The organism is Sporosarcina psychrophila, assembly GCF_001590685.1.
Lineage (GTDB): Bacteria > Bacillota > Bacilli > Bacillales_A > Planococcaceae > Sporosarcina > Sporosarcina psychrophila.
Window position 1 is genome coordinate 2,096,204 of sequence record NZ_CP014616.1, and the last position, 23,069, is coordinate 2,119,272.

The 23,069-nt window shown below is 34.9% G+C and carries 18 protein-coding genes and 1 pseudogene; 14 read left to right on the forward strand and 5 right to left on the reverse strand.

The window, feature by feature from the left end:
• Positions 1 to 5 precede the first annotated feature (5 nt).
• Complete coding sequence (locus AZE41_RS09960; RefSeq protein WP_067208729.1) at positions 6 to 230, forward strand: hypothetical protein; 225 nt, start codon at positions 6 to 8, stop codon at positions 228 to 230.
• A gap of 365 nt (positions 231 to 595) precedes the next feature.
• On the opposite strand, the gene AZE41_RS09965 is transcribed toward AZE41_RS09960, so the two are convergent.
• Positions 596 to 1,489 carry an AraC family transcriptional regulator gene (locus AZE41_RS09965; RefSeq protein WP_067208732.1) on the reverse strand — a complete coding sequence of 298 codons (894 nt, stop codon included), beginning with the start codon at positions 1,487 to 1,489 and terminating at the stop codon, positions 596 to 598.
• Between the two features lie 176 nt (positions 1,490 to 1,665).
• Here AZE41_RS09965 and melA point away from each other — a divergent pair, with 176 nt between their 5' ends.
• Positions 1,666 to 2,967 (forward strand): alpha-glucosidase/alpha-galactosidase, encoded by a 1,302-nt coding sequence (melA, locus tag AZE41_RS09970; protein ID WP_067208735.1) that lies wholly within the window; start codon positions 1,666 to 1,668, stop codon positions 2,965 to 2,967.
• An 86-nt stretch (positions 2,968 to 3,053) separates the two neighbouring features.
• On the opposite strand, the gene AZE41_RS09975 is transcribed toward melA, so the two are convergent.
• Together AZE41_RS09975 and AZE41_RS09980 are read right to left on the reverse strand one after the other, a co-directional pair.
• Positions 3,054 to 3,986, reverse strand: coding sequence for an aldo/keto reductase (locus AZE41_RS09975; protein WP_067208738.1), 933 nt, complete (start codon positions 3,984 to 3,986; stop codon positions 3,054 to 3,056).
• A 17-nt stretch (positions 3,987 to 4,003) separates the two neighbouring features.
• On the reverse strand, positions 4,004 to 4,996 hold the full coding sequence (locus tag AZE41_RS09980) for a Gfo/Idh/MocA family protein (RefSeq protein WP_067208740.1): 993 nt from the start codon (positions 4,994 to 4,996) through the stop codon (positions 4,004 to 4,006).
• Positions 4,997 to 5,226: 230 nt separating this feature from the next.
• Here AZE41_RS09980 and AZE41_RS09985 point away from each other — a divergent pair, with 230 nt between their 5' ends.
• The 12 genes and pseudogenes from AZE41_RS09985 to AZE41_RS10035 all read left to right on the forward strand — a co-directional run bounded on the left by AZE41_RS09985 (position 5,227) and on the right by AZE41_RS10035 (position 19,018).
• The gene (locus AZE41_RS09985; protein ID WP_067208742.1) at positions 5,227 to 5,487 is read left to right on the forward strand and encodes a response regulator; all 261 of its coding nucleotides are present in this window, start codon (positions 5,227 to 5,229) and stop codon (positions 5,485 to 5,487) included.
• A complete protein-coding gene (locus tag AZE41_RS09990) occupies positions 5,484 to 6,083 on the forward strand; it encodes a response regulator (protein WP_067208745.1) in 600 nt (199 codons plus the stop codon). Before AZE41_RS09985 ends, AZE41_RS09990 begins: the two co-directional genes overlap by 4 nt.
• Before the next feature lie 476 nt (positions 6,084 to 6,559).
• The gene (locus AZE41_RS09995) at positions 6,560 to 8,395 is read left to right on the forward strand and encodes a glycoside hydrolase family 2 protein (protein ID WP_067208748.1); all 1,836 of its coding nucleotides are present in this window, start codon (positions 6,560 to 6,562) and stop codon (positions 8,393 to 8,395) included.
• Between the two features lie 380 nt (positions 8,396 to 8,775).
• Positions 8,776 to 10,050, forward strand: a complete 1,275-nt coding sequence (locus AZE41_RS10000; RefSeq protein ID WP_067208749.1) for an extracellular solute-binding protein — start codon at positions 8,776 to 8,778, stop codon at positions 10,048 to 10,050.
• 162 nt (positions 10,051 to 10,212) lie between these two features.
• Positions 10,213 to 11,085: a carbohydrate ABC transporter permease gene (locus AZE41_RS10005; RefSeq protein ID WP_067208752.1), complete on the forward strand. Its 873-nt coding sequence runs from the start codon at positions 10,213 to 10,215 to the stop codon at positions 11,083 to 11,085.
• Position 11,086: 1 nt separating this feature from the next.
• The gene (locus tag AZE41_RS10010) at positions 11,087 to 11,932 is read left to right on the forward strand and encodes a carbohydrate ABC transporter permease (protein WP_067208754.1); all 846 of its coding nucleotides are present in this window, start codon (positions 11,087 to 11,089) and stop codon (positions 11,930 to 11,932) included.
• A gap of 1,145 nt (positions 11,933 to 13,077) precedes the next feature.
• Positions 13,078 to 13,428: pseudogene (locus tag AZE41_RS10015) on the forward strand (family 43 glycosylhydrolase); the annotation flags it as partial.
• A 680-nt stretch (positions 13,429 to 14,108) separates the two neighbouring features.
• Complete coding sequence (locus tag AZE41_RS10020) at positions 14,109 to 14,879, forward strand: hypothetical protein (protein ID WP_197485390.1); 771 nt, start codon at positions 14,109 to 14,111, stop codon at positions 14,877 to 14,879.
• Positions 14,880 to 15,238: 359 nt separating this feature from the next.
• Positions 15,239 to 15,529, forward strand: coding sequence for a transposase (locus AZE41_RS23240; protein ID WP_231885802.1), 291 nt, complete (start codon positions 15,239 to 15,241; stop codon positions 15,527 to 15,529).
• 227 nt (positions 15,530 to 15,756) lie between these two features.
• Positions 15,757 to 15,879: a hypothetical protein gene (locus AZE41_RS23450; protein WP_257722513.1), complete on the forward strand. Its 123-nt coding sequence runs from the start codon at positions 15,757 to 15,759 to the stop codon at positions 15,877 to 15,879.
• Between the two features lie 39 nt (positions 15,880 to 15,918).
• Positions 15,919 to 16,806: an IS3 family transposase gene (locus AZE41_RS10030; protein WP_082786551.1), complete on the forward strand. Its 888-nt coding sequence runs from the start codon at positions 15,919 to 15,921 to the stop codon at positions 16,804 to 16,806.
• 448 nt (positions 16,807 to 17,254) lie between these two features.
• A complete protein-coding gene (locus AZE41_RS10035; protein ID WP_067208766.1) occupies positions 17,255 to 19,018 on the forward strand; it encodes a glycoside hydrolase family 2 protein in 1,764 nt (587 codons plus the stop codon).
• A 744-nt stretch (positions 19,019 to 19,762) separates the two neighbouring features.
• Here AZE41_RS10035 and AZE41_RS10040 read toward each other — a convergent pair.
• Both AZE41_RS10040 and AZE41_RS10045 read right to left on the reverse strand, forming a co-directional pair.
• Positions 19,763 to 21,373: a glycoside hydrolase family 43 protein gene (locus tag AZE41_RS10040; protein WP_067208768.1), complete on the reverse strand. Its 1,611-nt coding sequence runs from the start codon at positions 21,371 to 21,373 to the stop codon at positions 19,763 to 19,765.
• 315 nt (positions 21,374 to 21,688) lie between these two features.
• Entirely contained in the window at positions 21,689 to 22,891 is a 1,203-nt protein-coding gene (locus tag AZE41_RS10045; RefSeq protein ID WP_067213924.1) for an ROK family transcriptional regulator, read from the reverse strand.
• Positions 22,892 to 23,069 lie beyond the last annotated feature (178 nt).

Genomic DNA, 23,069 nt, shown 5'->3' on the forward strand with positions numbered 1-23,069 from the left:
TTGAAATGGAATCCCCTACTGGTATTGAAAAAGGTACTTCTACAGGTGCTAATTTTTCAGGTCGGAGAAATCTCACTAATGAACGACTAGATAATGTCTTATTGGTAGCGGGGATATTAAGAAAAGTTGCAGAAGTGATTTTTATGAATGGTGTTGGAGGATCTTATTTAGGTGTGAAAGCAATTCAAGATGTACATTCTTCCTATTGTGAAAAAATCAAAATATCCTGAAGTACTCTTGCTAGTCAGCATTTACTTTCTGGCTTAAAGCCAAATGATAAGTCTGTAGTTGGGAAGTATAAGAAGAATATATTAAGAATGTTGAAAAAATCAGAGTTTGTTGAAGAGGGATAGGAATGAGAATAAGTGAGTCCCTTTCAACCAATTATGGTGTAAGGGATTTTTTTATCGTCTAGGAAATTATAAAATCTCGTACTGATGATGAGTTGTAACGTAGAGATTTCATTTCTAAACTTCAGCGCCTAGTCTCTCGATTCGCTTCTGTTTTTTTACCTTTTAGCGCTTGCGCTTTTGTGCTTTTGGAATGCAGTTGCTTTTTGACTTCAACTCCCTATGTGTACCAAATAATTTAGAAGTTAATAATCACCAATAATATGATCTACAGTGATAAATGACTTTGTATTTCTATGTTCCCCAGGGGAGATGCCAAGAGAAGCGCGAAATACTTTTCCAAAATAGTTACCATTAGAAAATCCTACATTTAATGCGATATCTTCAATTGATAGTTTGTCATTCTTTAATAATTCTATTGATTTATTAATTCTAATAGTAGTTAAATATTGTATAGGCGTAATATTAATTGATTTATGAAATAAGCGAGTGAAATGGTATTTAGAAATTCCAGAGGCGTCTACAATATCATCAAGACTGATAGAGTTTTGAAAGTTATTACTAATAAAAGTGATTGCACTGGAAATAGATTTTGGCCACTCATCGTTTGTTTTTATATTCGATATATAACGATATAATTCCATTAAAAATGAATAGGCAAATGAAGAGGCATCGTATGCATCATTCATTTTATTAACTGAAACAATTCTTAAAAGCTCTATAATCCTTGATATTGGCGCAGAATGTAGATTTAGTTTTAATATATGCCCTAGGTTATTTGTTATATCTTCATAGCATCTATTAGCTTCTTGCCCAAACAAAGATATATGTATAAATTCCCATTCACTGCTATCTGAAGGCAAATAGTATTGATGATCACTAGGGATTTTAACGAAGAAAGTTTGTCCAGCTGTCAAATGAAAGATCTGATCCTCGATTTTAATTTTACCGGCACCTTTTAAAGTGTATTGAAAGACAATGATATCTGTTTCAGTTCGAGTCAAACCATTCCAGTCATAGGAAGAATCAGTCTGCTTCTCCCATCCTAAAGAGTGAATTCCTACGATACGTTGCTGATGGGCTCCTTTAAAAAGAAATCCAAATGTACCATACTGTAAAGAGTCTAGTTTTGATAGCAATATATTACCCTTCTTTCTGTTTTATTACCATTGTATAACTATATAACTCGGACTATGATTATTGTAGCAGTCAATTCTATGGAATAGAAAATATTATTTTAGGATGAATAATAATATTTTTCAACTAAAATTACTTCTATATCTTAGAATCAAAGATAATAATAGGGGGTTATTTTATGTCAAAGATTATATTTTTAGGTGCTGGAAGTTCGGTTTTTGCAAAAAATGTACTTGGTGATTGCATGGGGGTTGCTGCTTTACAAGGTTTTGAGTTTGCGCTATTTGATATTGATCATGAACGACTAAAAGACTCGGCACAAATGCTTAATAATATAAAAACAAATCTAGGATCAACTGTGAATATTGTTGCTTATACAGACCGCGAAGAAGCATTACGAGATGCGAAATATGTGATAAATGCAATTCAAGTTGGTGGATATGAACCAAGTACAATTATTGATTTTGAAATTCCTAAGAAGTATGGTCTGCGCCAAACGATTGCTGATACAATTGGGATTGGTGGGATTTTTCGTAGTTTAAGAACGATTCCTGTAATGATGGATATTGCTGAAGATATGCAAGAAGTTTGTCCGGATGCCTGGTTATTAAATTATACGAATCCTATGGCTACTTTAACAGGTTGTATGTTGAGATATACTGACATTAAGACAGTTGGATTATGTCATAGTGTTCAAGTATGTGCAAGTGATCTATTGAAAGATTTAGATATGCCGACAGATAATATTCAGTGGAAAATTGCAGGAACGAACCATTTAGCGTGGCTGCTTGAAATTAATCGCAATGGTCAAGATTTATATCCGGAAATTAAGAAAAGAGCGCTAGAGAAACAACAGACTAAACATCATGATATGGTTCGCTACGAATTGATGCATCGCTTTGGTTATTATGTAACAGAGTCTTCTGAGCATAATGCGGAATATCACCCATACTTTATTAAACGTCAGTATCCGGAACTAATCGAGCGTTTTAATATTCCACTAGACGAATACCCAAGGCGTTGTATTAGTCAGATTGCAGATTGGAAAAAGATGCGTGTAGATTTAATTAATGATCAAAATTTATCGCATATACGTACACATGAATATGGGTCGTATATTTTAGAGGCAATGGAAACAGACCAACCAATTAAAATAGGTGGAAACGTGCTGAACACGGATGGTTTAATTAGCAATTTGCCAACGAGTGCTTGTGTGGAAGTTCCGTGTTTGATTGATGCAAGTGGTGTGACACCAACGTATGTCGGGAATCTACCTGAGCAATTAGCGGCGTTAAATAGAACAAATATTAATACGCAATTACTCACAATTGAAGCAGCAGTAACGGGTAAGAAAGAACATATTTATCATGCGGCTATGCTGGACCCGCATACTTCAGCTGAATTGTCCATTGATGTTATTGTTTCATTATGTGATGAGCTTATTGAAGCACATGGAGATTGGTTACCGAAGTGTAAATAAAAAAGTGCTTCAATTAAATTAAAGGAAACCTGAGCATTGAATGAGAGAATTCAATGCTCAGGTTTTTTATTTATGTTTTTTATTTTTTATATGGTGCGAAGGTCAAGCCACTTAATTTCATCTTCTGTTAAGGATATTTCAGCAGCAGCACTACATGAAAGCATCTCTGCAAGATTTTGTGGTCCGATAATTGCTGCTGTTGGAAATGGTTGATTTAAGACATATGCTAAGCTGATTTGAATTGTTTCTACATTTTTTTCTTTAGCCAATTGCTCTGCTCTTCGGTAGCGTTCCCAGTTGTCGTCATTGTAGAATACCCGAACTAAGTCCTCGTTAGATCGGTCTTCTGGTGTAAAACGGCCGGTGAAAAATCCACGTGCTTGTGAAGACCAAGAAAGAATAGGTAGATTTGATTTTTCATGCCAGGCAAGAATTGAATCGTCGACTGATACACAATCTGACCAATATGGTGACTGTGCTTTTGCTAGGCTTAAGTTAGGACTGCTGAAGGAAAAACCTATTAAACTATGGCTCTCTGCATAGTCATTTGCTTCTTGAAGGCGCTCAATTGACCAATTAGAACCTCCAAAAGTGCCAATCCTACCTGCTTCTACATGCTCATTTAATATTTCTAGTATTTCGCCGACATGCACAGTAGGGTCATCACGATGAAGTGCATAGAGCTCAACATAGTCTGTTCTAAGTCTGTCCAAGCTGATTATTAGTTCTTCACCGATTGCTTTTTTATTTATTTGTGAGCCTTTTCGATTGGGGTGACCACCTTTTGTCAGTAGCAAGACATCGTCACGACGTTTGTTTTCTTCCATCCAGATACCTATAGCCTGTTCACTTTTTCCACCTGCATAAACAAATGCTGTGTCGAGGATATTTCCACCGATATTTATATAATTTTCTAGTACCTCAGTAACTTTATCAATAATTTCTGGTGTGAAGTAATCAGTTCCCATTACGAGCCCAGTTATGGTTTTCTCTAGTTTACCAATTTGAATATTCTGCATTTTTAATCCCCCAATCTTTATATTATAAGAATTCTTTCTTGTTTTTCTGCGGAAACAAGTGTACCTTTTATTGCTTTTATATTGCTGATTATATCTACATTCGGGAATTTAATGGGTTTCCCATCAAGTACACTTTCTGCAAAATTGTCAGCCTGTAATGCATAAGGATTAATATTACCATCAAGGATTTTGTTCGTTTGTCCATCTTTGATAATTTCATATGATTGATCTCCAAGGAATGCAGCCTTCATCACGATTCTTCCCTTTGAACCAAGAATCTCGAGCTCATTCCGAAATTCAGCCCACATACTACAATCAAATGTCAAGGCAACACCATTAGAAAACTCCATCATTCCAGAAGCCATCATATCGACATTACCATGTTCTGATGAGAAAAAAGCATGAGCAGTTACCGCCAAAGGCTCCTCATCTAGCAAGAATCTAGCAGCACTAATAGGATAACAGCCTACATCATAAATTGATCCACCACCCCATTCTTTTGTAAAGCGAATGTTACCTGTATCCTCAGCGCCATTAAATGTGAATACAGCATGAATACCCCTTATATCTCCAATTTCACCATTTTTAATCCGAATTTTAATATCTTCATATCGTTTTTGATGGCGATACATAAATGCTTCTGCTAGAATAACACCTGCTTTTGTACAAGCATCTACCATTTCTTTCGCTTCTGTTTCATCTAATGCAATTGGCTTTTCACATAAAATATGCTTTCCAGCCTTAGCGGCTTTAAGTGTCCACTCTTTATGTAAGTGATTTGGAAGAGGAATGTACACTGCATCAATTGAGGGATCATTTAGTAATTCTTCATAGCTACCATATGCTTTTTGAATTCCTAATTCATCAGCATAAGCTTGAGCATTTTCCAAAGAGCGGCTTGCAACTGCCGCGACTACATTTCTTTTTGACTCCTGTATACCCGGGATTACAGACCGCTTTCCAATACTTGCTGTGCTCATAATGCCCCACCGAACTTTTCTTTCTGCCATTATTTAACGCCTCCTCAGATTAAAAATAGTATAACATTAGTATTATGAAATGAAAGAGAGAATACATTAAATATTCCGGTTATATTTTTCGGAGATAACTCCACAATGAATAATCTTGTTTATACAATTAATTGTTGTTTGTTATAAATTGAATATTGTGAAATTGTTGGTATAGTTGAGTAGGTTAAAAAATATTGTCATGTTGTTGCTATGCAAGAGGGGGATAGATTATGTCGGTACATAAATGGTGTAAAGTATTGATTGTTGACGACGAACTGCTAATTAGAAAGGGAATTAAACATTCTATTAATTGGGAGAAAGAGGGCTTTCAAATTATCGGTGAAGCAACGAATGGGGAAGAGGCACTTGATTTAATTGAAACTTTTCGACCACATATAGTAATAACAGACATGGTGATGCCGGTTATGGATGGAGTAGAATTGCCAAAGCAATCAAGGAGGATTATCCACAAATTGAAATTATTATCTTGAGCAGCTTTGGAGATTTTGATTATGTCCGTTCTACATTTCAGCTTGGTATATCCGATTATATACTTAAACCACAATTGGAAGGCGCTGACCTATTAAAGGCGCTTAAACAAGCAGCGCATAAGATTCCAGAAGTTGTATTAGTTGATAATTGTGGTGAGGATGTGACAGTTTCGCTTGAGAGTATGATAGATAGAGTGATGACCGGCTTTGGATTAGACGAAGATCCGGGACTTATAAGGAACATTTTTTCACACAGTCACTTCTGTTTACTTGGGATCGACATTAGAGCTCACATAAATCATAAAAAAAGTGTAATTTGGCCATTAATTGTGGAAATTGAAGGAAGAGTGAAAAGTGATTTTACGCATATTGAAATACATCGATTACCCGTCACTCAAAACATTATGGCTTTTATGTTTAATTTTGAACTGAATCAATTACAAACAGTTAAGGAATTTATTAAGATGATTTCTATGTCACTTACTTTTATTGATACTAAAGTTGGCTGGGCATTAACAGAGCCTTTCACTGAATTTCTTGATTTAAAGCAAGTTTATCAAAATTCTGCTCGACGTACTGGTCATAAAATGTATTAACGTCGAATTAGCCAGTAAGTGCCGGAAGCAACTCCGCCCATGGGCGCCACCTAACGGAGAAAAGCAACGTTAATTTGGCAAACCACTCAACTATGAACAACGAAAAGCGCATACCTATTTAGAATTGGATGATACAATTTATTTATGAGGTGAATATGTAATCCAACTGTGAGTTCCGGAAGAAAAATGGAAGATCTATAGCTGTTTGTCTCGAAATGGATCACTAAAAATACATTTCGTCCAAATGAAAAATTGAACTTTTGAGAGGGGCGAAGTCTTAGATTATAGAGGGTTATCAGTTTATTTGGAATAGTCTCTACTGAAATGCTTGATTTATTACTGGTATTTATGTAATATTGACACCAATCAATTGAAAGCGCTTTAACGAGCTTTTTTAATTGACTTTTTAGGGGGGATGCGTGCGGGAAATATTAAGTGAAGTATTATAAATACAGAATAAAGGGGAGAAATACACGATGCGCCAAGAATATCCAAGACCACAATTGAAACGAAATGAATGGAAAAATCTTAATGGTGTTTGGCAATTTGAATTTGATGACGAAAATAAAGGAATGCAATTAGATTGGCACAAAAATTCATATACTTTAGGAAAAAAAATTAATGTTCCTTTTGCTTATCAGACTGAGTTAAGCGAAATTAATGACCTATCTTTTCATGACTGGGTTTGGTATAGTCGTCAATTTACTGTTCCAGTTAGTTGGGAAAATAAACAGGTGATTCTTCACTTCGGGGCTGTCGATTATCGGGCATGGGTTTATGTAAATGGGGAGTTAGTTGGATTTCATGAAGGAGGACACGTTGCTTTTTCATTTGATGTTACAGATTACCTTAATTGGACGAATGAAACAGTTACATTAAGAGTTGAGGATCCTTCAACAGAAGAAACGATTCCACGAGGAAAGCAGTTTTGGCAAGAAGAGTCAGAAGCAATTTGGTATACTCGTACGACGGGAATATGGCAGACAGTGTGGTTAGAAGCGTTACATCCTACCCACCTTTGCAACCTTCGATTTACACCAGATATTGACTTTGGGGATATTCATGTTGAATTTGAGGTAGAAGGTGAACACCATGGGAAGCAAGTAGAAATTGAAATTTCATTTGATAATAAAGTGATTGTAAATGATGTAATTTCAATTTATGAAAAAAATAATAAACGTTCCATTAATATTTTTAATCAAAAAATATTTAGAACAAGCTTCCACAATGAAGGTTGGTGTTGGACACCTGAAAATCCAAGTTTGTTTGATATTAATCTTAAAGTGAAAAATGGTGATAAAACTTTAGATGAAGTCGAATCATATTTTGGAATGCGTAAAATTCATACAGAGAACGGCATGTTCTATTTAAATAATAAACCTTATTATCAAAAGTTGGTATTGGATCAAGGATACTGGCCAGAAGGATTGCTAACTGCTCCATCTGATGAGGCATTTAAATTAGATATTGAACTTACAAAAAAAATGGGCTTTAATGGTTGTCGTAAACATCAAAAAGTAGAGGATCCCCGTTTTCTTTACTGGGCGGATAAGTTAGGTCTTTTAGTGTGGGGAGAATGCGCTTCATCAGTCTCTTATAGTGAAAAAGCAGCTTCTCGTCTAACAACTGAGTGGATTGAAATTATTGAAAGAGACTATAATCATCCATCTATTGTTGCTTGGGTTCCACTTAATGAAAGTTGGGGCATACCGAATGTTAAAAGTAATAATCAGCAACAAAATCACTCATTAGCTATGTATCATCTGCTTAAGTCACTTGATACAACTCGTTTGGTGATTTCAAATGATGGTTGGGAGATGACAAGAACAGATATTTGTGCCATTCATAATTATAATCACGGTGGAAAAGATGAACTTCGGAAACAAGAGTATTTCAAAGAAACCATCGTATCCAAGGAAAATATTCTTCAATCGCAATCAGCCAAACGAAGCGTTTATGCAGATGGATTTGAGTATAATGGGGAACCGATTATGTTGACTGAATTTGGTGGAATTGGTTATAAAATGGGTGAAATTGATGGGTGGGGATATACATCCGTCAGTGGAACTGAAGAGCTATTGAATGATTATAAACGGGTATTGGAACATGTATACAATTCAAACGTACTACACGGCTATTGCTACACGCAATTAACAGATGTTGAACAAGAAATTAATGGATTATTGACTTATGATCGGCAACCAAAGTGCGAGTTAAAGGAAATAAAAAATATTAATGAGCAATGGCATCCAGACACAATTAAATATGAAGAAGTGAGCAAGAAGAAAAGGGAGTTTCAGAAAGGTAAGTAATTTTGAATAAGGTCATGCAAATTTGAAAAATTCATTTGTTTTCACTTATCAAAAAAGAGAGGATATTAAAGTTGTTAGATGATCCAGCTAGAAAGAGGAATAATTTTAAAAAGTGTCACAAAATAAAGTAATCCTGAATTAGTTATGGAGTTTCATTTGTAAGTTTTGATTTGGTTTTAATAATTTTATTGACAAAATAGTCAGTGAAGTCTATGATTATAGTTAATTAGACGACAAGTTAATTAATTAATTTAATTAACTTCTAAAAATTAATTGGAGACGTTATCGAGTAAGATCTTTTATATCTATAAAACACTATGAAAGGAATAGTGCTGTTTAAGAAATGTTATATGAATATACTATAAGAGGAGGGATTAATAATGAAAAAGTGGTTAACACTGCTTATGACTTTAGTGTTAGTTACAATTATGTTGGGTGCATGCTCCGAAGAATCAAGTAAAGGAGCAAAGGTACCAGAAGGTGCAACGGAGGTTGTTTTATGGAATCTATTTGGTGGAGGAGATGCAGACTATTTCCAAGAAGTTGTTGATAAGTATAATGACAGTCAAACAGATATATTTGTAAATAACATTATGCAGGAGAATGCAGAGTATTATACGAAATTACTTACAAGTATTGGTGCGGGTAAAGGTCCTGATGTAGCAATTGCTCATACTCATGTAATACCTGAGCTAGTGAGCCAGGGGCTTATAACAGAATTAGATAGTTTTACTTCGAATTGGGAGGGCTTTAATCAAAACATTCTAGATGCAACAGTCTATGATGGTTTGCACTATGCTATACCACTGGATACTCATGCACAAATTATGTATATAAATAATAAGCTTGTGGCTGAAGCAGGGCTTTTGAATGATGATGGTTCGATTAAGATGGAAGAAACTCCAGAGGGATTTATTGACTTCTTTTCAATCCTAAAAGAGAAACTACCAAAAGATAAAATACCATTAGCTTTTTCGAATAATGGATCTGATCCTTATTGGATGTGGTGGGCATTTTATACCCAAATGGGCGGTGAAGCTATATTAACGGATGATATTGATAATCCGAAATATGCCCTTGATTTGGACAAAGCTATTAAGGCAGCGGACTATATTAAAGATCTTTATCAAGAACATAAGGTAATTCCATTGAATTTGGCGGATTTCTATTCAGACTTCCAAACAGGAAATGCTGCTGCTATGAGTACAGGTGTCTGGGCGACTGGTATCTGGGAATCTACAGATGGTCTTGACTTTACGCCAATCGCAACCCCAACTATTTTTGAGAAAGAGGGAGCTTGGGGAGATTCGCATACATTAGTATTACCTTATTATAATAAGGCGGATCAAGAAGTACAAAAAGCAGCTGTTGAATTTATGGAGTTTGCAGCTGATAATGGCGCTATATGGGCTAAAGCGGGTCACATCCCATCTAAAACAACAGTTATAGAATCAGATGAATTTAATAAACTTCCTTATAGAAGTAATTATGCCGAGGTAGCTAATTACGTAAACTTTGCAGATCGTACTATTTATGCACGTGGTGTTCAAGATATCGTTATTCGTAACCTTGATTTGTTATGGGCCGGGGATGCTACAGCGGAAGATGTATTCTCTACTGTTGAAAAAGAGGTAAAAGATTTAATAGGAGAATAACTTTTCTAGTTAGAGAATTGAACTATCAGAGTCTGACCTCCAAATAGTTAGTTGAAACAATAGCACAATAAGTAGCGTTTTGATTATTGAGTATTGGGGGTCAGACTAAATGATTTGAGGATAGTTTTATTTTATTCTTCAATACACAAGGAGGGCTTATTCATGAAGAAAAAGCTATGGGCACAAGATTTGAAGGCAATTCCCTTTTTATTGCCCTTTTTTATTGCATACTTAGTATTTACTATTTTTCCGATATTCAAAGGTTTGGAAATGAGTCTTTATGACTGGACCTTAATTAGGAAACTAGAGTTCGTCGGACTTGATAACTATCAAAAAATGCTAGGAGATCCTCACTTTTGGAAAACACTGTGGAATACGACACTATTTGTTATATTAACAACACCAGCAATGCTCATACTTTCCTTAGTTCTTGCCCTATTAGCAAATATGAAATCAAAATTCACTACATTTCTTAGAGGTTCATACTTTATTCCAAGCATTTTATCAGTTTCGGTTATTTCGTTTCTCGCTATTTTCATGCTTCAACCATATAACGGATTAATCAATACAGTTCTACATACTATAGGAATTGAAGCAGAACCATTTTGGATGGCAGATAAAGCACTCGCTTGGCTTACTATTGTAATAGTAACGCTATGGTGGTCAGTCGGGTTTAATATGATTTTATTCCTTGCAGGATTACAGGATATACCGGAATCTCTATATGAAGCAAGTGAAATAGATGGTGCTACAGGATGGGAGAAATTCCGTTATATTACATTGCCACAACTAAGGCCAATAGGGAAAATAATACTATTACTACAAATTCTTGCCTCGTATAAGGTGTTTGCACAAATATTATTAATAACAGGTGGAGGGCCAGGCGGAGGTACAAGGCCAATTATACAATATATTTATGAAGTCGGCTTTAGGCAAAATAATTTAGGCTATGCTGCTGCTATGTCGTATGCTTTGTTCTTTATCTTATTAATACTTTCTGTCATTCAACTTAGGAATCAGAAGGAGGAGAGATGAAATGAAAAAATCTAAATACTTAAAACGAAATCGTGATCCATATCATGGTATTAAAGTAACTTTAGGCATAATTATTGCAATTTTATTTGTGGCGCCAATCATCTGGATGATATTTGTTTCGATAAAGCCAGATGGTTTTACAACTACACAACCGCTAGCCTGGTTTTTACCACCATTTACTTTTTCAAACTACACAAATTTATTATTTGATAGTCTTATTTTACGATGGACGCTTAACAGTTTTGTTATTGCATTAATCACAACAATCTTAACGTTAATAATAACATCCCTAGCCGCATTTGCTTTATCACAAATGCAATTTCGATTTAAGAAGACCATTTTTATCTTCTTCTTAATAGGTCTAATGATCCCCGGTGAAGCAACAATTATACCGCTTTATGAAATTGTGAAAAGTTTAAATTTATTAGATAGTTATCCGGGTCTCATTTTGCCAATGATTGCTTCACCACTTGGCGTCATTATATTAAAGAGCTTTTTTGATGGCGTACCAAAAGAAGTAATTGAAAGTGCAATAATAGATGGTTGCTCGAAATTTAAACTTTATTACAAAATTGTTTTACCATTAGCTAAACCGGCATTGGCTGCTATAGGTATATTCACATTTATTGGATCATGGAATAACTTCTTATGGCCATTTTTATCAGTACTATCTGAATCTTTATATACACTGCCAATCGGAATTCCATTGTTCAATTCCGCTTATACAACAGCATACGTACTTCCAATGGCTGCTAATGCTATTGCTTCAATTCCAGTGATAATTATATTTTTGATATTTGAAAAACAAATAGTACAAGGAATAAGCTTTAGTGGAATTAAAGGTTAATAGAATAGAGCAAATATAAAAAAGTCCCCCTCTTGTAAAATGAAAGTAGAACCAATCAAATACAAGAGGGGAAATCTCTAATGAAAAGGAATAACGGACTTCCGAATTTGATTTAATAACTTTGTCCTAAGAATGCTGTTGGCGATGAGTGTGTGGCATACAAAATGTACTTGATGATATTGGAAAAGTTGTAGACTTACCTAAATTCAATTGTTCGATATTATTCGAAAAACTGAAGATTTTCACTTGATTAAACAATTGTTCAATCATATCGTGTCAAAATGCAATCGTGGGACTTTACATAAAATCAAGATTCTAAATGAGCTTTTTAATAATTGATTCCATCACAATAACGGTCAGAAAACTCCGTGAACCACTTGGAGCTCTATCATGGCGAATGTTCGGATATCAAGTTGTGGGGCAGTCATTCTCAATAAATCAAGATATCTTTACGTGTCATCGAAAGCACAGGGCTGAAACACGATGGCGCACAATAGGTGAAGAATGGTGGATTCACTCCTTTTGCTTGCTGAGAACAAAGGCGATTTTCCCGAATTAGGGGAATAAATACGTTTGACCTAGTAAATCGAAGAATAGTAGCGTTAATCATTGATAGGTATTTTAACGGAAAAGTATTTTTAAGTTTAACTTATAATCTCGAAGTATTGCCTTGTACTGAAATGAAACATTATTCGAATATAACAAACAAAGTTACAGAAGTATGTTTTATTAAAGTTTAAGTATTTGATTATCTAACAAAGGTATGAATTAAAGATAGCTATCTAGGTGATTGTAAAGGAGGTGTTACCAAAAATCGAACTGATTTAGAAAAAGTAATTAAGGATCAATTAAATAATAAATGGAAATAGGATAGAGGGGGTGTTCGTATTTTTCAGAACAGCCCTTTTCTTATATTTAAAGATAATTGAGTATTCGAAAAAGTGGAGGGGAGATTATGTGCGCTTGCCATGTTTTTTAGTTTTTTTATATCCTATTGTTAGGAAAAAAGTAGGACGACATATAAAAACCCAATTGCATTAGAAGGTGAGTGGGGAACCCGTATGTATTAAAATCCAATGGTATTTATTACTTGTATGTGAGTACAAGAGACATTGATATTGGAGTGAGAGAATCTAACGGATTGGGAATATAAAGGGCTTGCAACGGAAGAACCAAAAATGAAAACAGACTATGCACCTGAAATTATTTATTGGAATGAGTATTTTTATATGTATACTTCATCCGGTAGAAGCGGAAACCACGTATTGAAAAGTGATAGTCCTACGGGTCCGTTTAGTTTAGTAACCAAAAATATTGAGAAATCGATTGAAGGAAATATATTTATTGATGATGCTTCTATGTATCTTTCACATTCCCGTGCTTCTGGTATTGCAGTTTCTCCAATGATTGATCCAGTAACCTTTGCCAAGGTGTTACTACCGGCGCATTTACGGATTGATCTACCATCTTTTAAAAAAATGGTAAATACTACATGACTTATATGGGAAATCATCTTTTAAGTGAGGCTTATTGGATCAACTATGCAGAAAGCGATCATCTTATTCAGGGGTATACCCCTTCTAATCAAAATCCAAACGTTATAGACACAGAGAGTCCTATTACAGAGTTACTATGTTTATATAAAACCGGATGTTACTTATTTAAGTAAACAGAACTACGGAAGGGAAAATCTTAGTAGTATATCTGGGGCTTTTCAATTGATACTTGGCATCGTATGAAAGTAGAGGTAAAGGGAACAATAATTTAAGTATTTGTTAACAATATGGATATCCTAAAATTATATTTGATGATAGTTCGATTCAACCATTTACTCATCGAAAGGTTGGTTTACAGCCAGTAAATCAACCAATATTTGTTTGATAACCTTGAATCAACTCCAAAATCAGTTTATTTTTTTATAATCACTATGAAAATATAAAAGGGGGCGATTTAAATAAACAGAGATTACTCCGTAGACTATTTCAAAGGTCTACTAGTCATTGGGATGGTATATACACATGTGTTGCAATTTTTTAGTGATGTTACTATATTTCCCTCAGTACATTACAGTACTCAATTTTTTAACTTACTCACATTTTCTGGATTTGTTTTTTGTTTTGGTTATGTTTGCCAAATAAGCTATTATAGTAAGCCGTTCAAATTTGTGTTTAGTAAGATGCTATTTACTGGACTTAAAACATTAGTGGCATTCTATATCTCAGGACTTGCATTTCAGGTATTTATTGGAGATCAACCATTAAATATGGATACGATTATGCCGATAATCCTATTACAAGTTATCCCAGGTTGGTCAGAATTTCTAGTTTCCTTTGCCCTAATAATTTTCATTGGACTAGTTTTATTCCATGTAATTATATGGATTTCTGGCCGTCCTATTATATTTTGGAGTATAACTTCGCTACTCTATGTAACAACTTGGATTGATTATGGTCAATTCGATTCTACGTATATCGGGTTATTAGTTGGTACAACAAAATTCCCAACATTTCCGGTACTTCAATATATTCCATTTTATTTGATAGGAATATATTTTGCCAAATATAGAATAGAATTCCAATGGAAATATCTTATTATTTCAATACTCGGGACCACTCCATTATATTTTTATTTAATGACAAATAATTTTCAGCTACCAGAGAGGTTTCCACCAAGTATGTATTGGATTATAGGGCCAGTTTTCTTCTTGTACCTTTATTATGTCCTTTCTAAGTTTTTAGAAAAACGGGTGAAAGGGCCAGGTATACTCCAAATAATGGGTGAAAATGTTCTTTTCTACTTAATAATAAGCAATGTGTTTATATTTTCATTGGATAGTAAACTCCATTTATTTATTATTGGACCATGGAAAGGGCTATTCTTTACTATCTCTTTACTAATGGTCATAACTTACCTTATTAACATTACATCTGCCAAACCTAAAAAATAAAGCGGTTTATCATCTCAGTATTTGGTCCCGTCTTTAAATTATTTATTCGCTTCCTGATTAATCATATTTATTTGTCAATAGATTTATTATGAAAATAGTGAGTTTATAAGATATTTTAGGTTTTTAAAACACTAATAGGGCTGATGTGTTTAACTTCCATCATAGGCCTCTAGGGAAGTTAAACATATGTTTACTGGGGCTATGTTGACTTTTATTGCTACTATGAATAAAAAGAACTCCACTCTATCAATGCATTCATCTGTGTAGATTTAGTTGGTGCTGTTCGCCCCCTCTGTTAGGCTAGGTGTCGTATAGAACTCACCTGTTATACTTTAATTAATAGATGGAGGTCGTGCGACATGAGTAGTGAGAAAAGGAATAGATATACCAAAGAACTGAAGGACGCTGTCCTTGTAAGAATGATGCCACCTAATAACGAATCTGTTAAGAGTATTAGTATGGATACCGGTATTTCGGAACAATCCCTTTATAAATGGAGAAAAAAAGCGCGTATTGATGGAAACCCAACGCCTGGAAATGGACAGATTTCAGAACGCTGGAGTAGTGAAGATAAGTTTTTGGTAGTACTGGAAACCTACGCAATGAATGAAATAAATCTTGCAGAATACTGCCGTAAAAAAGGTTTATAAAAGGAACAGATTGACGCATGGCGTTCTGTTTGTCTAAACGCCAACACTGGTGAACTGAATCAAACTAAACGGCTTTCCCAGGAGCCGAAAGATGAAAAAAGACATACAACTGAGATTGAGAAGGATTTACGTATAAAGGAAAAAGCGTTGGCAGAAGCTGCAGCCTTATTATTATTATTATTATTAAGAAAAAAGGCCAGAGCGATCTGGGGGGACCACGAGGACGAATGATTAACCCGTTAGATCGCGTACTTGCGGTAGAACTTATCCAAGAAGCGAATCTAAACGGTGCACGAATGACTGTGGCATGTGCAGAACTAAATATTAGTGTGCGCACGTATGAACGCTAGGTTTCGAACGGTGGAATAAAGGAAGATCAACGTCCTCATGTGCGACGTCCTGAACCCAAAAATAAGCTAACAGAAGAGGAAAGACAAGATGTCATCAAGACTGTCAAAAAAGAAGAGTTTGTCGATTTACCTCCTTCACAGATTGTGCCAAAACTAGCAGATGATTCGATTTATATCGCCTCAGAATCAACGTTTTATCGGATATTACGGGAAGAGAAAATGCAACAGCACCGCGGACGAAGTAAAAGACCAGAGATGAAATTACCCGAAAGTTATTTAGCAACGGCCCCTAATCAGGTATGGACTTGGGATATTACTTGGTTGAAAGGACCTGTTAAAGGTCTATATTTCAAACTTTACTTGATCATTGATTTGTTTAGCCGAAAGATTGTTGGTTGGAAAGTTTGGGAAATAGAAGATGCCGCTCACGCTGAAGTATTAATTAAAAAAACAATTATAAGTGAAAAAATATACGGGGCTCCCCTTGTCTTACACTCCGATAACGGAAGCCCAATGAAAGCAGCAACATTTCAAGTGTTACTTGAAAAACTAGGTATCCAGAGCTCTTATTCAAGACCACGGGTGAGTAACGATAATCCATATTCAGAGGCTGTCTTTCGGACACTTAAATATCGACCAGAGTGCCCGTATGATGGATTCGAATCAATTGAGGATGCGCGGTCATGGACCGCAAGGTTCGTTCATTGGCACACGCATGAACATCAACATAGCGCAATAAATTTCGTTACTCCAGATCAACGGCACACAGGTGCCCATATTGAGATACTTAAAAAAAGGCATGAAGTCTATCAACTGGCAAAAAAACATCCAGAACGCTGGTCAAAATCAACTAGAAACTGGAGTCCACATGAATCAGTAGCCTTGAATCCGATGAAAGAAAAGTTGCGGACCGATTCGATTAAATAACTAGTTTAGAAAAAGAGCGATATGCGACAACTATCTTGACAAACACCGTTCGGAATAAAGCATATCTGAATGTAAGGAGAAAACCCTCTTTTTGAAGGTGTATTTAGTACCTATGAACACTATATTTCGGAAAATTAGCAGGATTTTAAATTTAACATATTGACAATATTATTTATTCAGTATATTATAATAGTTAGTTAATTAATTTAACTAATATAATTAGAAGCATAATATAATAAATATTTTCATATATGAATTTTAACTATGTAGGTGTAATTTAAATATATGAAAGGAATTAGCGTGATAGGCTGCACAGATCAAATAAAGTGCTTGACAGTTTCTAATGAAGGTAAGGTTAGAATACTCATATTTTCTAAAGCAATATTATAATTAAATTCAGGTTCAGATAAATTAGAGAAATCCATAAATAAAAGGAGAGTAAATCCAAATGACTAAAAAAATAATGCCAAGAAATGAATATCCAAGACCGCATTTCGAAAGGAAAGACTGGTTAAATTTAAATGGTGAGTGGAATTTTTCATTTGACGAAGAAAATATTGGAGAGCGTGAGCAGTGGTACAATGTAACTAACTTCGAACAAAAGATTATCGTCCCTTTTACGTATGAAACAGAGGCAAGTGGAATAGAGAAAGAGGAGTTTTGTCCGAATATATGGTATCAAAAGTTTGTTATAGTGCCTAAAGAGTATGAAAGTAAAAAAGTTGTGTTACATTTCCAAGCGGCCGACTATATTACAAAGCTATGGGTAAATGGCAAGTTTGTTGGTGAGCATAAAGGTGGTCAAATAGCTTTTTCTTTTGATATTACTAATTATCTTACTGAAAATAACGAACTTAATATAATCATTAAAAATGAGGACAGCTTTAGTTGTTACCAACCAAGGGGAAAACAAAGATGGAAAGATGAGAACTTTGGGTGTTGGTATGTTCAAACTACAGGGATTTGGCAAACTGTTTGGCTAGAGTATTTAAATGAGGAAAATTTGGAGTCAGTAAAAACAACACCAAATATTGATACAGATTCCGTTGAATTTGAATTTAAGTTTTCCGATGATATCAATCTAAATTCAAATCTTATATTAAAAACATCGATATCATTTAATAATCATCCTATTAAGGAATTTAGTCTGGGCATTGATTGTACTAGGCATACATTAGATTTGAACATCGCAAGTGAGGTTTTCCATTGGAAAGTAATGCAGTGGAGTCCAAAAGAACCAAATCTATATGATGTCGAATTTACTTTATATAAAGAAAATCATATAGTTGATCAAGTTCACTCATATTTCGGAATGAGAAAAATATCGATTGAAAATGGTAATGTTCTTTTGAATAATGTTCCATTATATCAACGATTGCTTCTGGATCAGGGATATTGGAAAGAGAGTCATTTAACGCCACCTTCGGAAGAAGCTATCATTGAGGACATCGATAAAACATTAGAAATGGGTTTTAACGGTGTTAGAAAACACATGAAGGTTGAAGATCAACGCTTCTTATACTGGGCAGATAAAAAGGGTCTATTAGTTTGGTCGGAAATGGCTGCAACGTATGACTTTTCTGATGAAGCTGTGCAGAATTTTACAGAAGAATGGATGGAGGTTGTGAAGCAGCAATATAATCACCCTTCGATCATTACATGGACACCCTTTAATGAATCATGGGGAATAAGGAATGTTTATACAGATGTCAAACAACAAAAGTTTACTGAGGCAATCTATTATCTAACAAAATCGATGGACAGCATGAGACCCGTTATTGTTAATGATGGATGGGAGCATACGATTTCAGATATTATTACATTACATGATTATGTTGAAAATGGTGACGAATTTATCGAGCGTTATGCAGATAAAGAAAGACTACTCAGTAATGGAATAGCCTTCAATAAAGATAAACATGCAATGGTACAGGGATATGAATATAATGGACAACCAATTATTATAAGTGAATATGGTGGGATTGCATTTAATAGTGAAGAAGGATGGGGTTATGGTAATCACGTGAAAGATGATGAAGAATTCTTACGCCGCTATGAATCTATAACGCAGGCTATAAAGGACACAAAATATATTAGTGGATTTTGCTATACTCAAATCACAGATGTTCAACAAGAAATAAATGGGCTATTAACAGAGGATAGAAAATCAAAAATAAATCCTGAGAAGATTAGGGATATTAATTTAAAATAATTATTTATATATAGTCGGCATTTAACAAAAGGGAGATAAGTAAGTACACAAGTAGTGATGTGTTATGCAGACGCAAATTAAACGTGGTAAAGCATCACAGTCAGCTATTCAACGAAGTACCGAAAGAATGGAATTCACTTGATTTTCATTTGCAACATCGAAGCAGACTACTGAAAATCCATATGGATGGGGAGGCCATAACCACCTCTCACAACAGGGAGCCTATTTATCTTGAAAATGGAAAATAAGTGAAAATTAAGTAATGATGAATCTGGATAATATTATATATATTGATATGTGGAATATAGAAGCCCATTGAATTCACTATGGCATGGGGGCCCTAGCCAAGGAGCTTTGCCGCAACTCTTAGGTCCTAAGTTACACCTTTTAGGGCACCTTTACTTAGTTTATTTAGATACCCAGTTGTTCAATATATAGATTTATAAAAACTTAATAATAATACATTATTATATAGTACTGATATTATATCCTAGAGTCCAGGCTAATAAAAAACCAGCTTTTTCAAATGATTTGGGGAAAGGGATAGTCATCCCAAAACATCGCAAAGCTTAATTTAATCGAAGGACAATGTGAAAATAATTCATTAGTGCTTTATGTCAGTGTGACGTAATAGTTTATATACTTCTATTTATGTTTACTCAATCAAAAAAAGACATGTGATTCCTATTGGAACACATGTCTTTTTTTGATATTTGCTTCCACTCAGTTTAAATACAGGAATCTTTATATCCTTTCTTTATAAATAAAATAATCGAAATCAGCATGTCGATTCTGACCTGATGTATCTTGACACTGCATACCGACAAATGCACCAGTAAAGAAGCCTCCACCTTTGATATAGTCATCAGAAAGCTTATGTGACGCAAATTTGACAGGTATAACAGTCCAATTCACTCCGTCAAAGGAATAAGAATACTCGTAAAAATTGGTTTTTACATCAACTCTGAGGTGAACATATTCTATAGTATCTGGAATGACGATTTCTTTACCTTGAAGCGGTTGAGCAAATATAAAGTTATCGTAAGTGCTGAGTTCAAGGATTCTACCTTTCTCTTCGTGCCAGGAAATCTGAAGTGCTGTCCAGTTTTCTGTATTATAATAGTTGACTAGTCCTGCAGATTGCTGGAAAGAGTTTGGAGTGAAGTTCACTTTCGTTTCTGCAGTAAAGTTAAAATGTTGCCAACGTCTAGCTATAAAAGCCTGAGTGAACTTTGAAGTCAAGGATTCTTTTCCGTATAGTCGCAGGTGGCCAGGATTGTCTTTTAGTGAAACAATATCTTCGCCTAATGGGATACGCAGTGATTGAAAATGATTATTTAATTCATCAATATCAAAGTCATCTTTCTCATCATAATCATTCTTCCATTTTACTTCTTCGATATCAGGTCCTTCAATTTCAAGGGACGGTCCGTTACCCCCAACCACATATGGCCAATCATTTTTCCACTCCATTCTTTGAATGGCAGTTTCCCGTCCAAGTGGGCAATAGCCTCGATCATCCAACAATGGTTGGTTTTCTCTTGGTAAGGGCCTGCCTGTTAAGTGTACTAAAAACCATTCATCTGTATGTGTATGAACAATTGAAGCATGTCCAGACTTTTGAAGTGGATTTCTAGGATATGGCCATGATGTAATCAATGGATTCTCGGGATGCACTTCATATGGTCCCCAAAGATTTTTTGATCGTGCGATCGTGGCAGCATGATCGTATTTTGTACCACCCTCTGCTGTTAATAAGTAGTAATAATCATTGATTTTATATATATGAGGGGCTTCAACTAATTTGATATCTGTCCCTTTAAAAATTATTTTAGATTCTCCAACTAGTTTTTGTTCCTCGACGTTATATTCTTGAAGAACTATACCATAAAAATTATGATGATCGATACGATGATCCCAGTACATGTTCGCTAGATACTTTCTACCGTCTTCGTCATGATACAATGATGGATCGAAGCCGGAGCTGTTTAAGTAAGTACGCTCAGACCATTCTCCATCAATAGTTTCACTGGTTACAAGGTAATTGTGGCAATCTTTCCATTGTCCTTCTGTTACCTTCACATCCGTATAGATTAGCCAAAACTTACCGTCACTATGTGAGAGTGGGGGGGCCCATACACCCCCTGAATTAGGATTTCCCATCATATTTAATTGGCTTAATCGATTAAGGGGCCTTGAAACTAATCTCCAATTATTTAAATCCTTGGAATGATATATACCCACACCAGGGAACCACTCAAAGGTAGAAACGGCAATATAATAATCTTCTCCTACGCGGCAAATGCTTGGATCTGGATTGAATCCAGGTAAAATTGGATTTCGAATGATTGTCATTTTAATTCACCCTTTACATAATTTTTATCTTTCACCAAATCTGAGCACCCTGAAAAATAGTGAATGCATGTAAGTGCTTACAAAATGGAGAAAGGTTAAATACAATTATAAAAATACTAATTAATGACCTATTGTTTATCAATAATCCGACAGTTATTGGCAGGGGAGTAATGGGATTAATAAATAAATGAAATCATTAATTAGCAATTTTCACAATACTATATTAGATAATACACTAGTTAATTGGATTAGCAAATTAGTGATAGTTGATTAACGAATGACTAAAGTAACAAAAGGTTTGCCGTTACTACTACTTTAAATTTGAATTATACTTCTTTGTTGGATACTAACACTCAAAAAGTTTTCTATTGAAAAAGCAGCTACGCCTAATGCGGACGAGAGTGTGGATAACTCCGAAAAATCAATTTGTAAATCACTTCGTTGAAACCATAGAGCTTGGTTAGCTACTCTTGTATTCAAAGATTCCTCTAGCCACTTTTTAGAAGAGGCCATCCGGTTACCAATAATCACTTGTTGTGGATTAAAGATATTAATAATGTTATTTATGCCTACACCTAAATAGTCCCCAGTTTGTTCAAATAGTTTGATAACCTCTTTATTGCCATTCTCTGCGAGAGTTAATAAATTATTTAAGTCGCCTTCTTTGTTAGAAGGGAGGGGGATATCTAACAGTCCAGCGTTATTGATTAATGCTTGTTCTGACGCATACAATTCCCAACAACCATCATTTCCACAACGACATTTAGAACCATTAACTTGTATTGTCATATGGCCAAGCTCACCAGAAAAACCATTGGACCCTTTATACAAAGAACCATTAAGAATAAGTCCGACACCTATTCCAATCCCAGCACTTACATAAATGATATTTTCAAACTCTTTTCCAGCACCAAATTTCTTCTCTCCGTAGGCACCAGCATTTGCCTCGTTTTCAATAATGACTGGAAGGTTATATTTTTTTTGTAAAATTGACTTTAAATTAACGTTTGTCCAGTTTAGATTTGGCGCTAGCAAAACTTCCCCACTATTATCAACTATTCCCGGTACACCAACACCGATTCCAACGATTCCGTGAGGGCTAGGTGGCACAGAAGAAATTAGGGAATCGATGGTGTTAAATAATTGTTCTTCAATTTCATTATAAGAAAGGTTCTTAAAAGTCATTACTTTCTCTTGAAAAATATTTCCGTCTAGGTCAGTTAAAACGCCAAGTAAGTAATTCACCCCTAGATCTATTCCTATCGAATAGCCAGCTGAATTGTTAAATAATAACATGACAGGTCTTCTCCCGCCGCTAGATTCACCTGGACCAGACTCATAGATTAAGTGATCCTCTAGTAATTCGCTCACTAAGGATGAGACAGTTCCTTTGTTTAAACCAGTTTGATTTGCAACAGCAGCCCTTGAAATAGGGGAGTTATTTTTAATTTTATCTAAAACTAAAGATTTATTGCCTTTTTTGACTACATGATGATTCCAAGTTTGATTAGCATCCATCTTCATTCCATTCAACTCTTTCTCTCTTTTTTTTCATTCTAACAAATAAAAACTTGATTAGATACAACTTCGTATTCAACTGATTTGAGTGTCTACCTAACTTTTGTGGAAAGAATTATAACGTCATTTTCCTATTTTCGGGAAAAACACAATTGAAAATCACAAAAATAGACGTAGA